Origin of the sequence: Pseudomonas grandcourensis (assembly GCF_039909015.1) — a bacterium.
Lineage (GTDB): Bacteria > Pseudomonadota > Gammaproteobacteria > Pseudomonadales > Pseudomonadaceae > Aquipseudomonas > Aquipseudomonas grandcourensis.
Map to the genome: position 1 here is coordinate 369219 of NZ_CP150919.1, position 13884 is coordinate 383102.

Sequence of the window (13884 nt, forward strand, 5' to 3'; positions counted from 1 at the left end):
ACTGGTTTTTCAGGGGGTCGTCAAGCAAGTTTTCAAAAAAATTTTAATTATTACCGTCGCTTACGTTCCGCCCCCCGATAAATCGGGGTTATTCCGACGGCGGTACGTAGCCTTCGGCCTTGGCGTAATCCTCGCCGGAGAAGTACTTGTCCATCTCGCCCTGAAGATATTTGCGATCTTCGGCGTTCATCATGTTCAGGCGTTTTTCGTTGATCAGCAGGGTCTGGTGCTTCTGCCAGTCGGCCCAGGCCTTTTGCGAGACGTGGTCAAAAATGTCCTGGCCTTTGGCGCCCGGGAAGGGAGCGCGCTCCAGGCCTGGCAATTCTTCTTTGTACTTGCGGCACATGATGGTGCGGGTCATGACGACTCTCCTGCGTTCAATACGGCGGCCGCGCGTTCGAGCAAGGTTTTGACCGGGGCGGCAAGGCCCAGGCGCGGCGGGGTGGCGAGGTTATACCAGAGCCAGTCAGCCTCGGCCACGTGATGGCCGGACTCCTGGACCTGAACCAGCCAGGGTTCGATGGATAACTGAAAATGGCTGAAGGTGTGCACCAGGCTCGGCAATGCCTGTTGGGTGCCCAGTTCCAGCGAGTGCTGCGATGCCAGGTGCGTCAGGTCATCGAGGTCGTCGAGTTCCGGCAGGCTCCACAAACCGCCCCACAGGCCCGTGGACGGGCGACGGTAAAGCAGGATCGCGCCCTCGCCGTTGGCGAGCATCGGCATCAGCGTGCGTTTCTGCGGGATGGCTTTGCGCGGCTTGGGGATCGGGTAGCGGGTTTCCAGGCCGAGCATGTGTGCCTCACAGCCCTTTTCCAGCGGACACAGCAGGCAGCTCGGTTTGCTGCGGGTGCAGAGCGTGGCGCCCAGGTCCATCATCGCCTGGGTGTAGGCGTTGACACGGGTCTGCGGCGTAAAGCGCTCAGCGTTGGCCCAGAGCTGTTTGGCGACCTTCGGCTCACCAGGGTAGCCCTCTTGCGCGGTAAATCGCGCCAGCACCCGTTTGACGTTACCGTCGAGGATCGGCGCGCGCAGGCCCATGCTGATGCTGGCAATGGCGCCAGCGGTGGACAAGCCGATCCCCGGCAAGTCAGTGAGTTTTTCCACATCCCGGGGGAATTCGCCGCCGTACTGCTCGACGACGATCTTCGCGGTCTTCTGCAAATTGCGCGCGCGGGTGTAGTAACCCAGGCCCGTCCACAGGTGCAGCACTTCGTCTTCCGGTGCCGCCGCCAGGGCTTCGACCGTCGGCAACGAGGCCATGAAGCGGTCGAAGTAGTTCAGCACGGTGCTGACCTGGGTCTGCTGCAACATGATTTCCGAGACCCATACCCGATACGGGTTGATGTCCTGCTGCCAGGGCAAATCGTGCCGGCCGTGGCGGTCGAACCAGTCCAGCACCGCCGTTGAAAACTGCTCGGCTCTCATCGCTTGAACAGCTCCTTGAGCGCGTCTTTCAGTTTCGGGTCGACCTTGTCGCCCCATTTCGCGTCGATTTTTTCGCTGATCCTGTCGCCAGCCAGTTTGGCCGCGACCTGGCTCATGCGCTCGTTATCCAGGCGGCAAGCCTTGGCGCCCAGCTCCAGCGGGCCGCGGCAGCGCAGTGGCCACTCGATGCCGACAAACTTGTCGCCGACCTGGCAGGCCGGGTCCGGCATGGCACTGGTATCGCCTTCGACGATGATGCCGACGCGGTAGTCCATGCCCAGCACTCGCAGATCGATGTCACCGTCACCGTTGACGGTCATGCCCGGGATGCGCACCTTCAGGTCCGGGTTGCTGGCCACGCCATTTCGGAAGGTCAGGTTGCCCTTGAGCTCCTGGAAGGGTGTGTCCTTGCCCCGGGGTTCGCCGCTGAGGGTTTTGCGGTTGAGCGTGGCGATGCCTTTGCACAGCTGTTGCTCAAGGTTGGCGTTGAGCAGCACGCCATTGTTGATGACGAAACTGGCGTTGCCGTTGAGGGTTTCGATCAACGCTTTCTGGCTGTTGCCGCTGCCGGTCAGGCTGCTGTTGAGCGTAACCAGGCCTTTGACCGGCGGGTTCTTGCCCTGGCTTTCGAGGATTTTTTCTGCCGGTACCCGGCTGATCTTCGTCTGCAGATTCAGCGCCGGCACTGGCTGGCGTACGTCGAGCGTGCCGGTGGTTTCGAAGTTGCCCTCGTACAGATCGCCGCGCAGGTTGGCCAGCGTCAGCAGGCCACCCTGGCCGGTGGCCTTGAGCGCGGCGTTATGGATCGGCAGTTTTTGCAGGGTCAACTGGCCGAAGGTCAGGTCGGCGTCCACATCGAGTTTGCTCAAGCGTTCCACGGGCAACAGGCGCTCGTTGCTCCACGCGTCCTTGGTCGGCGCGGGTGGCAACGGAGTGCTGCCGGCGCCGGCCATGGCATCGGCTTCGGTGCTCGCGACTTCGGCCTGGCGCACTTGTGTCGCGCTATTGGCCTCGGCGGATTTCGGCGGCAAGTAACGGTCGACATTGAAGGTGTCGGCCTTGAGTGCTGCGCGCAGCGATTGCTTGGCGAAATCTTCGACGGCAATGCGGCCGCTGAAGGTGCTGTCGTCGACTTTCAGGTTGAGGTTGTCGAGTGCCAGGCTGGTGGGTGTTGCCGCCAGACGGCTGACCAGTTCGACCTTGCTCAGGCTGCCTTCGGCCATGGCCGGGAGTTTCTGGCCGATGCTATCGACGAATTTCGCCAGGTCGAACTGGGCGATCGAGATGCCGCCGCTGACCTGTGGGGTCTTGTCGAGGTCGTTGACCTTCAGTTCACCCAGTGCCCGCAGTTGGTTGGCGGAGATCTTGATGCCGGTCCACTCGGCGACATTGGCGGCCTTGTCCAGCACCAGTTGGCCTTGGGCGGAGAAGGTCAGGGTCTTGCCTTGCAACGGATCGCCGGTCACTTCCCCGGAGAACCGCATGTCTTCGAGCTGATAGCGCTGCAATGCACGTGCGATACGTACTTCACCATTGAGCTCGGTACGCACTCGCAATGCCGGCTGGTTGGCTGACAGGAAAGCCGTGAGCTTGAGCGGAATGTTGACGGAGTCGTGAACCGCACCGGTGCTCAACTGGATGCTTTCGGCGCTGAAGCTCTTGCCGGTTTTCTCGTCGCTGTATTCGACCCGTGCGTTGTTCACGGTCAGGCTGTCGATGTCCAGGCGGATCGGCTGAGGCGGTTTTTCGGGCGCGACGCTGGTGGCGGGTGCAGGTTCACTCGCTGCGGGCGCAGAACTGGTCGTGGCGGTGTTGGCCGGTGCCGGCACCTTGCCGACGTCTTCCCAATTGCCGTGGCCGTCCTTGTCGCGGTTCAGGCGCAGGTTCAGGCCCTCGACGCGTACGTCACTCATCTGCACTTCACGGCGCAGCAGCGGCATTACGCGTACCGACAGGCCGAGCATCTGCAAGTCGGCAAACGGTTCGGTCGGCTTGATCAGGGTCGCCACACTGGCGTCGTGCAGCTCCAGGCCCAGCCACGGGAACAGGCTCCAGCCGATATCGCCATTGAGCGTCAGCTCGATGTGGGCTTTGTCACGGGCAATCTGGCGGATCTCGTCTTTGTAGTCGTTGGGATCGAAGAGGTGGGTCAGGGCAAAGCCCAGCGCCACAATGATCAGCAACAGCCCGAGAAGTACCAGACCCAGGATTTTGCCGAACGCTTTCATGGGCGAGTCCTTGTAATTAGTCGAATTCAAAATTTAGCCGGGGAGTATAGCGCCCCCGAACAGACGACCGGTCAGTGATCACGCCGGCAATACGTCCAGTGGCAGTTTCAGCTTGGCGGCCAGCGCCTGAGCCTCCAGATGCCCGGCAGGCGCCAGCAGGCGCAGAGGCATGCCTGATTGCGCGGCCATTTTCTGGGCTTCGGCGACCAGTCGCTCGGCAACACCACGGCGACGGGTAATTTTTCGCACACATATTTGGGACAAGTGCCAGGCGTCTTGGTGCCTTTGCAGGCGGGCCGCGCCCAGCAGGCGATCATTGAAGCGTCCGGCGATCAGTGTGCCATCGCGCAAACAGTCATCGATCAACTGCGCGGCCCCGGAAAACGGGGCGAACAGCCAGTCCGGGGCGTCGCTGTAGACCTTCTGCAGATCCTGCCGATCCTGGGCAGTGGCTTGGTTCAGCGGCTCGACAATGATCGGCATGGTGATTCCTGTGAGGTCATGAAGCGATAGAGATCAGTTGACGTACAAAAGGTGATGTCAGTTTGGTTTTTCTGTCACTTGCAAATGGTAACCTTTGCCCGTTCGTCCGTCCTTCTGCGACCTGTTGTCGCACAACAAGGTGCTCCACCAAAAAACGGTCATGCCTGCGTGCATTAAGGCCGGGAGCGGACTGTGGCTGGCGAACCATACTGACAATTGGGGGATACACAATGACCACGAGCATCACGGCGGACGGCTTCAGCGCCGACCAGCCTGCGTTCCTGTCCAAGGAGCGGATCATCGCCAAGCCCGGTTTCAACCGTTGGCTGGTGCCACCGGCCGCGTTGGCCATCCACTTGTGCATCGGCATGGCCTACGGCTTTTCGGTGTTCTGGTTGCCGCTGTCTAAGGCGCTGGGCATCACCGCTCCGGTGGCCTGCGCACCGGACATGAGTTTTATCGCACAAGTCTTTTCGTCCCAGTGTGACTGGCCGATCTCGATGCTCGGCTGGATCTACACCCTGTTCTTCATCTTCCTGGGCTGCTCGGCCGCCATCTGGGGTGGCTGGCTGGAGCATGCCGGACCGCGCAAGGCCGGTGTCGTATCGGCACTGTGCTGGTGCGGCGGCCTGCTGATTTCGGCGCTGGGGGTGTATACCCATCAGATCTGGCTGATGTGGATCGGCTCCGGGGTCATTGGCGGTATCGGCCTGGGCCTGGGCTACATTTCGCCGGTGTCGACCCTGATCAAATGGTTCCCGGACAAGCGCGGCATGGCGACCGGCATGGCGATCATGGGCTTCGGCGGCGGCGCAATGGTCGGCGCTCCGTTGGCGGCAGCGCTGATGGGGCATTTCGCTTCGCCAACCAGCGTCGGCGTCTGGCAGAGCTTCCTGGTGATGGCCGCGATCTACTTCGTGTTCATGATCGGTGGCGCGTTGTCCTATCGCGTACCGCCAACCGGCTGGAAGCCTGAAGGCTGGACGGCCCCGGCGAAAAAAGCCTCGAACGCGATGATCACTCATCGTCATGTTCACGTGAATGTGGCCTGGAAGACGCCGCAATTCCGTCTGGTGTGGCTGGTGCTGTGCCTGAACGTATCGGCCGGTATCGGCATCCTCGGCATGGCGTCGCCGCTGTTGCAGGAAGTGTTCGCGGGCAAGTTGCTGGGCAATGACCTGACCTTCGGTCAACTGGACGCCTCACAACTGGCTTCGATTGCCGCCATCGCTGCCGGTTTCACCGGTTTGCTGAGCCTGTTCAACATCGGTGGGCGCTTCTTCTGGGCTTCGTTCTCGGATTACCTGGGCCGTAAAAACACTTACTTCGTGTTCTTCGCCCTTGGCTTTGCCCTGTACGGACTGATTCCGAACCTTGGTCACCTGGGCAGCATCGCGCTGTTCGTGGCTGCGTTCTGCATCATCCTGTCGATGTATGGCGGTGGTTTCGCGACCGTTCCGGCGTATCTGGCGGATCTGTTCGGCACGCAAATGGTCGGTGCGATTCACGGGCGTCTGCTGACGGCGTGGGCTGCTGCTGGTGTGCTCGGTCCGGTGCTGGTGAATTACCTGCGTGAGTATCAGCTGAGCATCGGCGTCGAGCGTGCGGCGGCCTACGACATCACCCTGTACATCCTCGCCGGCCTGCTGGTGCTGGGTTTCCTGTGCAACCTGCTGGTGCGTCCGGTGGCGGACAAGTACTTCATGACCGACGCCGAACTGGCCGCCGAACAGGCGCTGGGCCATGACAAAGGCGCTGACAGCAGCACCGTGCTGGAGTGGAAAGCCGCGCCGGGCACCAAGCCGCTGGCGATTGCGGCGTGGCTGGTGGTGGGCATTCCGCTGGCGTGGGGTGTTTGGGTGACTCTGCAGAAGACGGCGGTGCTGTTTCACTAAGTAAGCGCATCACCCTTGTAGGAGCGAGCCTGCTCGCGATAGCGGTCTGACAGTCGACAATGATGTTGAATGTGAGGGCCTCATCGCGAGCAGGCTCGCTCCTACAGTTGTTTTGGGGTGTCTGAAATGGCTTGTATGGACATGTCTATCGCCGGCATCCCCGGATTCACTCCGTCAGGGATATCACCTCTCGTGTTTCTGTTTGGCGCCCGCAAGCCTATAATGGCTGCCTTTTTCGCCCAATGATTTTGCGGAGCTGGTGATGGCCGAACGTAAGGCGTCTGTCGAGCGCGACACTCTGGAAACCCAGATCAAAGCCTCGATCAACCTCGATGGCACCGGAAAGGCCCGATTCGATATCGGTGTTCCTTTTCTTGAGCACATGCTGGACCAGATCGCCCGTCACGGGTTGATCGACCTGGATATTGTCAGCAAGGGCGACCTGCATATCGATGACCACCACACGGTGGAAGACGTCGGTATCACCCTCGGCCAGGCGTTTGCCAAAGCCATCGGCGACAAAAAAGGCATCCGTCGCTACGGCCACGCCTACGTGCCGCTCGATGAAGCGCTGTCGCGCGTGGTGATCGACCTCTCCGGCCGCCCAGGCCTGCAGATGCACGTGCCGTACACCCGCGCCACCGTCGGCGGCTTCGACGTTGACCTGTTCCAGGAGTTCTTCCAGGGCTTCGTCAACCATGCGCTGGTCAGCCTGCACATCGACAACCTGCGTGGCACCAACACCCACCACCAGATCGAAACCGTGTTCAAGGCTTTCGGCCGCGCCCTGCGCATGGCCGTCGAGCTCGATGACCGCATGGCCGGGCAAATGCCGTCGACCAAGGGCGTTCTGTAATGCAGACAGTCGCGGTTATCGATTACGGCATGGGCAACCTGCACTCGGTGGCCAAGGCCCTCGAGCACGTCGGTGCCGGCAAGGTGCTGATCACCAGCGATGCCAACGTGATTCGCGAAGCCGACCGGGTGGTTTTCCCCGGCGTTGGCGCGATTCGCGATTGCATGGCGGAGATCCGTCGCCTCGGTTTCGATTCGCTGGTGCGTGAAGTCAGCCAGGACCGTCCGTTCCTCGGCATCTGCGTGGGCATGCAAGCCTTGCTCGACACCAGCGAAGAGAACGACGGTGTCGACTGCATCGGCCTGTTCCCGGGCGCAGTGAAGTTCTTCGGCAAGGATCTGGTCGAAGACGGCGAACACCTGAAAGTCCCGCACATGGGCTGGAACGAAGTGAAGCAGAAGGTCAGTCACCCGCTGTGGCACGACATTCCGGACATGGCGCGGTTCTACTTCGTGCACAGCTACTACATCGCTGCCGCCAATGCGCGGCAGGTGGTGGGTGGCGGTCACTACGGTGTCGATTTCGCCGCGGCGCTGGCCGAAGGCTCGCGTTTCGCCGTGCAGTTCCACCCGGAGAAAAGCCATACCCATGGCCTGCAGTTGCTGCAGAACTTCGCTGCGTGGGACGGTCGCTGGTAAATGGCAATCAAAAAGAAACCGCCGATTCTGACCCTCACTCCCGAGCAGGAGAGCGAGGCCAATCGCAAGATCAAGCGTTTCATGGAAGACCGCTTCGAACTCGACCTCGGCTCGTTCGAGGCGGCGGAGATTCTTGAGCTGTTTACCCGTGAAATTGCTCCGCACTATTACAACAGGGCGATTTTCGATGTGCAGACGCACCTCAAAGAGAGGTTCGAAAGCATCGAAAGCGACCTGTGGGCGCTCGAGAAAAACTGATTTCCGAGCCAAGCTGAACATACAAATTTGAAGGTTTGCCAGATGCTGATTATTCCCGCTATCGATCTTAAAGACGGTGCCTGTGTTCGTCTGCGCCAGGGCCGCATGGAAGATTCCACGGTGTTCTCCGATGACCCGGTGAGCATGGCTGCCAAGTGGGTGGAGGGCGGTTGCCGTCGTCTGCATCTGGTCGACCTGAACGGCGCCTTCGAAGGCCAGCCGGTCAACGGCGAAGTGGTCACCGCCATCGCCAAGCGTTATCCGAACCTGCCGATCCAGATCGGCGGCGGTATCCGCTCCCTGGAAACCATCGAGCACTACGTGAAAGCGGGCGTGAGCTACGTGATCATCGGCACCAAGGCTGTGAAAGATCCGGCCTTCGTCGCCGAAGCCTGCCGCGCGTTCCCGGGCAAAATCATCGTGGGTCTGGATGCCAAAGACGGTTTTGTCGCCACTGACGGCTGGGCTGAAATCAGTACCATCCAGGTGATCGACCTGGCCAAGCAATTCGAAGCCGACGGCGTGTCTTCGATCGTTTATACCGACATCGCCAAAGACGGCATGATGCAGGGCTGCAACGTACCGTTCACCGCGGCACTGGCTGCTGCAACAAAGATCCCGGTGATCGCTTCCGGCGGCATCCACAATCTGGGTGACATCAAGACCCTGCTCGACGCCAAGGCGCCAGGCATCATCGGTGCGATCACAGGCCGTGCGATCTACGAAGGCACCCTCGATGTCGCTGAAGCGCAAGCTTTCTGCGATTCGTACAAAGGCTGAGGACTGACCATGGCGCTGGCCAAACGCATCATCCCTTGCCTGGACGTGGACAACGGCCGGGTGGTCAAGGGTGTGAAATTCGAAAACATCCGCGACGCCGGTGACCCGGTGGAAATTGCTCGTCGTTACGACGAGCAGGGCGCCGACGAGATTACCTTTCTCGACATCACCGCCAGCGTCGATGGCCGCGACACCACGCTGCACACCGTCGAGCGCATGGCCAGCCAGGTGTTCATCCCGCTGACCGTGGGCGGTGGCGTGCGCACCGTGCAGGACATCCGCAACCTGCTCAATGCCGGTGCGGACAAGGTCTCGATCAACACTGCAGCGGTGTTCAACCCGGAGTTCGTCGGCGAAGCGGCACAGCATTTCGGTTCGCAATGCATCGTGGTGGCCATCGACGCGAAGAAGGTTTCGGGACCTGGCGAAACCCCGCGCTGGGAAATCTTCACCCATGGCGGTCGCAAGCCAACCGGCCTCGACGCCATTGAGTGGGCGAAGAAAATGGAAGGCCTGGGTGCCGGCGAAATCCTGCTGACCAGCATGGACCAGGACGGCATGAAAAACGGTTTCGACCTGGGTGTCACCCGCGCCATCAGCGATGCGCTGGGTATCCCGGTGATCGCCTCCGGCGGTGTCGGCAACCTGCAACACCTGGCCGACGGCATTATCGAAGGCCACGCCAGCGCGGTGCTGGCGGCGAGTATTTTCCACTTCGGCGAATACACGGTGCAGGAAGCCAAGGCCTATATGGCCCATCGCGGAATCGTGATGCGTTAAACATACCGGTACAGTCCAGTGGACACCATGGCGTACCCAAGGCACTCTTGGGTACGCCATGGATTTCGGTAGCCAGACATGCTTAAACGCTTTCTTCTCGTCCTTGCCAGCGCTTCTCTGTTGTTGATCAACGGAGCAAACGCTAAAGACAGCCCTGATACCGACCTGGTGTTGCTGACGGAGAACTTCCCGCCGTACAACATGGCGAAGAATGGCAAGAACTTCGCTCAGGACGAGAACATCAATGGCATCGCCACCGATATCGTCCGCGAGATATTCAAGCGCGCCGACATTAGCTACAGCCTGACGCTGCGTTTCCCTTGGGAGCGAATCTACAAACTCACCCTGGAAAAACCCGGTTACGGCGTATTCGTCATGGCGCGGTTGCCGGATCGCGAGAAGCTATTCAAATGGGTCGGCCCGATTGGGCCGGACGACTGGATCATGCTGGCCAAGGCTGACAGCAAGATCACCCTCGAAACCTTGAATGATGCGCGCAAATACAAGATCGGCGCCTACAAGGGCGACGCGATTGCCGAGACGCTGTCCAAGCAAGGTCTAAACCCGATCGTTGTACTGCGCGATCAGGACAACGCCAGGAAACTGGTCAACGGTCAGATCGACCTGTGGGCCACCGGTGACCCGGCCGGGCGCTATCTGGCGCGTCAGGAAGGGGTCAGCGGGTTGAAAACCGTACTGCGTTTCAACAGTGCCGAACTGTACCTGGCGCTGAACAAGGATGTGTCGGACGAGACGGTGGCCAAGCTCCAGGCGGCGCTGGACCAGATGCGCAAGGAAGGTCGGGTGGACGAGATCATGGCGCAGTATCTCTAACGCCCGACACCCTCATTCAGCCATGCGCATATCACTGTGCGAGCTTGCTCGCGATGACGGTCTGACAGTCGATAGAGATGTTGAATGTGATGGCGCCATCGCGAGCAAGCTCGCTCCTACAGGGGTTTTGCGGTGTAGCTGCTAACGGTACACGCCATTTTTCCCATGCGCCGCAGTCGCCCGGTTACCGCGCACACTGATCATCTGCCGGATATCAATCCACTCGATTCCCTGAGCTTTCAGCTTGGGCAGTTCGCGCTCCAGCACTGCGAGCGTCTGTGGATACGGATGCCCGATCATCACCGCCGAACCCTGCTTGTGCGCGAGGCTGATCGCGGTCTGCAACTGGGTCAGGATCGCTGCTTCAGTACGCTCATCGTCGAGAAACACATCCCGCGAAACGCTCGCCAAACCGATCTTCTGCGCTTCGGCTGCGGCCACGGTCTGGGCGCTGGTGCGGCTGTCGACGAAGAATTTATGCCGGCGCTGCAAATCCGCCATCAACCACGCCATGGCGGCTGGCTGTGCGGTCATGCGGCTGCCCATGTGGTTGTTGATGCCGCTGGTGTACGGGACCATTTTGAATGCGGCGTCCAGGCGTTTTTCCAGCTCTTCGATGGGCAACTCGGGGTGCCAGGCGAACGGTCCGGTGGCCGGGTCCATGGGCATGTGCAGGATGACGATCTTGCCGGCGCGATGGGCTTCGCGGGCGAATTCGGTGGCGTGGGGCGTGTCGGGCATGATTGCCGTGGTCACCGGGCCGGACAGGGCGAGCACGCGGCGATCCCGGGGCAGGTTCTGCCCCAGGTCATCGATGATCAGGCTCAGGTAGGCTTTGTCGGGCGTCGATCCGGCGGGCTCTGCGTGAGCAGCACCCGCCAGACAACACAACAGACCAATCAGTAACTGCAGAAACATCTCAACGGCCGGACGTAATGCTCAGCCCTTTGAGCAGGCTCAGGGCCTGGGCCAATTGGTAATCATCGTCCTGCGGCATCGGCTTGGCTTTGCCGCTGGAGCCGGTCGGTTTGTCGGCACCGCCGTTGCCATTGCCCAGGTGACCCTGCAAGTCAGCTTCCTTGAAGTAATCGCTGTCCTGCTCGCTGGTGATCTTGGCCTTGCGTACTTCGATGTCCGGCACGATGCCCTGGGCCTGGATGGAACGGCCGTTCGGCGTGTAATACAACGCCGTGGTGATCTTCAATGCGCGCTCGTTGTTAAGCGGCAGAACCGTCTGTACCGAGCCCTTGCCGAAACTGGTGGTGCCCATCAGCACGGCGCGTTTCTGGTCCTGCAGGGCGCCGGCGACAATTTCCGAAGCCGAGGCGCTGCCGCCGTTGATCAGCACGACCATTGGCACGGCTTCGCTTTCGTCCTTGCCGGTGGCAGAGAAACGCAGCTCGGAGTTGGCGATGCGGCCCTTGGTGTAAACAATCAGGCCTTTGGTGATGAAGTGGTCGACCACTTCCACCGCCGCTTGCAAGACGCCGCCCGGGTTGTTGCGCAGGTCGAGAATGATGCCCTTGAGCTTCTTGCCGTTGTCCTTGCGCAGCTTGGCCAGCGCCTTGGAGACTTCTTCGCCGGTCTTGACCTGGAACTGGGTGATGCGGATGTAGCCGTAGCCCGATTCCAGCAACTGGCTCTTCACGCTCTTCACCTGGATGACGGCGCGGGCCAGGGTCACGTCGAACGGCGTGCCGCCGTCGCGCACCAGGGTCAGGGTGATTTTCTGGCCGATCTTGCCGCGCATCTTGTCCACGGCTTCGGTCATGCTCTGGCCGCGGGTCGGCTGGCCGTTGATCTTGACGATGAAGTCGCCGGCCTGAATGCCGGCCTTGGAGGCCGGCGTGTCGTCAATGGGCGACACCACCTTGATGAAGCCGTCTTCGGCGCCGACTTCGATGCCCAGGCCGCCGAACTCACCGCTGGTGCTTTCCTGCAACTCGGCGAAATCTTCAGGGCCCAGGTAGGCGGAATGCGGATCGAGGTTGCTGAGCATGCCCTTGATGGCGTTTTCCAGCAGGGTCTTGTCGTCCACCGGTTCGACATAAGCGGCCTTGATCCGGTCCATCACCTCGGCAAAGGTGCGCAACTCATCCAGCGGCAGTGGCGCCTTGGTGGTCGCAGCAGTGCCCGCAGGCGCAACCGCCGGGGCTGGTTGAGCGGCAAACGCCAGAGGCGCGCCGATCACCAGGGCGATCGTCAGGGCCAGCGAGGTAAGGCGGGACAAATGCAGCATGTCTAACAAACTCCTGAATTAGGTAACGCGCTTATCCTTGCGCGCGGCACCATTGCGCCGGATCACTCGGGTGACCCTGCTGACGAATAGCAAAATACAGCGCTGGCGTGTCCTGCCCGCCACTGTTGCCGACAGTGGAGATGGACTCACCGGCTTTAACCACATCACCCGCAGACTTGAGCAGCGTCTGGTTGTGACCATAAAGACTCAAAAAACCGTTGCCGTGGTCGAGGATCACCAGCAACCCGGCGCCTCGTAGCCAGTCGGCAAACACTACGCGACCACCATGCACCGCATGCACGGTGCTGCCGGCAGACGCGCCGATCATCACGCCATCCCACTTGGTCCGGGCATCGTCGCCACGGCTTTCACCGTAGCGCGCCAGCAGTCGACCATCGACAGGCCAGGGAAGTTTGCCGCGGGTTGACGCAAACGGGCCGCCAAAGGTCTCGCCGGAACTGGAAACCAGTGCGCCAGGCGTTGATCTGACCGGCTTGCGTGGGGCGTCGTCGCCGGCATCTGCCTGCGCCTGGGCCTCACGTAAACGCTTTTTTTCGGCTTCCTGCTGGGCAATCAGCGCTTTTTGCCGCGCTTCTTCTGCCTCACGAGCCTGGCGTGCCAGGGTTTCTTCAATGGTTTTAAGGACTTTAGACAGGTCTGCCTGATCCTGCTCGCGCGACGCGAGTTTCTGATCGCGAGCCTTTACGTCGTCATTGAGCTTGGCCAGGACTTGCTGGCGCTCCTTGCGGACTTTCTCGAGCTCGTCACGCTGGGTGTCGAGGCTGCTTTGCTGCACCAGCAATTGCGCCTGCTGCATGGCGATGTCTTTCTCGACATTGGACAGTTGGCGCAGGGTTTCGTTGAAATTCTTCAACTGCTCCAGGCGAGCCTGGCTCAGGTAGTCGTAATAGGTGAGGGTGCGGGCGAATCTTTCCGGATTCTGTTGGTTGAGCAGCAACTTGAGGTATTCCTGGCGACCGTTCTGGTAGGCCGCCCGGGCCTGAATGGCGATCAGTCGTTGCTGTTCAATGCGCGCGCTCTGGAGTTTTTTTTTCTCAGCATCGAGTCGCTGCAGCTCGGCTTCGCTTTTCTTCAGCTCTTTTTGCAGGGCGTCGACCTGCTTCTCGAGCTTGCCCATTTCGGTTTCGGTGCCCTTGAGCTCTTTCTGCACGCCGGACTTTTCTTCCTGCAGCTTGCCCAGCAGCTTCTTCAGCTCGGCAATATCCTGACGCGTGGCGTCCAACTGTTGTTGGGTATCTGCGCGCTCGTCAGCAAAGGCCGGTTGGAGCAGGCAAGTCAGAGCTAGGGCTATCAGGACGCGGAGCATAGAGGCGGGCGGCACCAGGGAAAGGGACGGCCTAGTATGCCCGCCATGGGCGGCAAAAAAAATGCCCATTTCTGACTGTGTGATAACTGGATCGAAGTTGTCCCTGAAAACACCCCAAAACCACTGTGGGAGCGAGCTTGC

General features: G+C 60.7%; 14 protein-coding genes. 7 read left to right on the forward strand and 7 right to left on the reverse strand.

Annotated features, from left to right (window positions below; genetic code table 11):
• Window positions 1-88: 88 nt before the first annotated feature.
• From AABM52_RS01590 to AABM52_RS01605, 4 genes are all read right to left on the reverse strand, one after another.
• A complete protein-coding gene (locus tag AABM52_RS01590) occupies window positions 89-361 on the reverse strand; it encodes an oxidative damage protection protein (RefSeq protein ID WP_007989188.1) in 273 nt (90 codons plus the stop codon).
• Entirely contained in the window at window positions 358-1425 is a 1068-nt protein-coding gene (gene mutY, locus AABM52_RS01595; RefSeq protein ID WP_347910094.1) for an A/G-specific adenine glycosylase, read from the reverse strand. The genes AABM52_RS01590 and mutY overlap by 4 nt, the downstream gene beginning before the upstream one ends.
• Entirely contained in the window at window positions 1422-3653 is a 2232-nt protein-coding gene (locus AABM52_RS01600; protein WP_347910095.1) for an AsmA family protein, read from the reverse strand. The genes mutY and AABM52_RS01600 overlap by 4 nt, the downstream gene beginning before the upstream one ends.
• A gap of 78 nt (window positions 3654-3731) precedes the next feature.
• On the reverse strand, window positions 3732-4136 hold the full coding sequence (locus AABM52_RS01605) for an acetyl-CoA sensor PanZ family protein (protein ID WP_347910096.1): 405 nt from the start codon (window positions 4134-4136) through the stop codon (window positions 3732-3734).
• 230 nt (window positions 4137-4366) lie between these two features.
• Here AABM52_RS01605 and AABM52_RS01610 point away from each other — a divergent pair, with 230 nt between their 5' ends.
• From AABM52_RS01610 to AABM52_RS01640, 7 genes are all read left to right on the forward strand, one after another.
• Window positions 4367-6031, forward strand: a complete 1665-nt coding sequence (locus tag AABM52_RS01610; RefSeq protein ID WP_223457481.1) for an OFA family MFS transporter — start codon at window positions 4367-4369, stop codon at window positions 6029-6031.
• Between the two features lie 262 nt (window positions 6032-6293).
• Complete coding sequence (gene hisB / locus AABM52_RS01615; RefSeq protein ID WP_347910097.1) at window positions 6294-6887, forward strand: imidazoleglycerol-phosphate dehydratase HisB; 594 nt, start codon at window positions 6294-6296, stop codon at window positions 6885-6887.
• Window positions 6887-7525 carry an imidazole glycerol phosphate synthase subunit HisH gene (hisH, locus tag AABM52_RS01620; RefSeq protein ID WP_008047713.1) on the forward strand — a complete coding sequence of 213 codons (639 nt, stop codon included), beginning with the start codon at window positions 6887-6889 and terminating at the stop codon, window positions 7523-7525. The genes hisB and hisH overlap by 1 nt, the downstream gene beginning before the upstream one ends.
• A complete protein-coding gene (locus AABM52_RS01625) occupies window positions 7526-7783 on the forward strand; it encodes a DUF2164 domain-containing protein (RefSeq protein WP_110659522.1) in 258 nt (85 codons plus the stop codon). It begins immediately after the preceding gene.
• A gap of 42 nt (window positions 7784-7825) precedes the next feature.
• The gene (gene hisA / locus AABM52_RS01630; protein ID WP_027617356.1) at window positions 7826-8563 is read left to right on the forward strand and encodes a 1-(5-phosphoribosyl)-5-[(5-phosphoribosylamino)methylideneamino]imidazole-4-carboxamide isomerase; all 738 of its coding nucleotides are present in this window, start codon (window positions 7826-7828) and stop codon (window positions 8561-8563) included.
• A gap of 9 nt (window positions 8564-8572) precedes the next feature.
• Window positions 8573-9343 carry an imidazole glycerol phosphate synthase subunit HisF gene (hisF, locus tag AABM52_RS01635; protein WP_347910098.1) on the forward strand — a complete coding sequence of 257 codons (771 nt, stop codon included), beginning with the start codon at window positions 8573-8575 and terminating at the stop codon, window positions 9341-9343.
• A 78-nt stretch (window positions 9344-9421) separates the two neighbouring features.
• Window positions 9422-10177 carry an ABC transporter substrate-binding protein gene (locus AABM52_RS01640; RefSeq protein ID WP_347910099.1) on the forward strand — a complete coding sequence of 252 codons (756 nt, stop codon included), beginning with the start codon at window positions 9422-9424 and terminating at the stop codon, window positions 10175-10177.
• A gap of 141 nt (window positions 10178-10318) precedes the next feature.
• Here the strand turns inward: AABM52_RS01640 and AABM52_RS01645 are convergent, their stop codons facing one another.
• From AABM52_RS01645 to AABM52_RS01655, 3 genes are read right to left on the reverse strand one after another with little or no spacing between them, the layout of a single operon-like run.
• Entirely contained in the window at window positions 10319-11095 is a 777-nt protein-coding gene (locus AABM52_RS01645; RefSeq protein ID WP_347910100.1) for a divergent polysaccharide deacetylase family protein, read from the reverse strand.
• A 1-nt stretch (window position 11096) separates the two neighbouring features.
• Window positions 11097-12416 carry a S41 family peptidase gene (locus AABM52_RS01650; RefSeq protein WP_111286749.1) on the reverse strand — a complete coding sequence of 440 codons (1320 nt, stop codon included), beginning with the start codon at window positions 12414-12416 and terminating at the stop codon, window positions 11097-11099.
• A gap of 31 nt (window positions 12417-12447) precedes the next feature.
• A complete protein-coding gene (locus AABM52_RS01655; protein WP_347910101.1) occupies window positions 12448-13743 on the reverse strand; it encodes a murein hydrolase activator EnvC in 1296 nt (431 codons plus the stop codon).
• Window positions 13744-13884 lie beyond the last annotated feature (141 nt).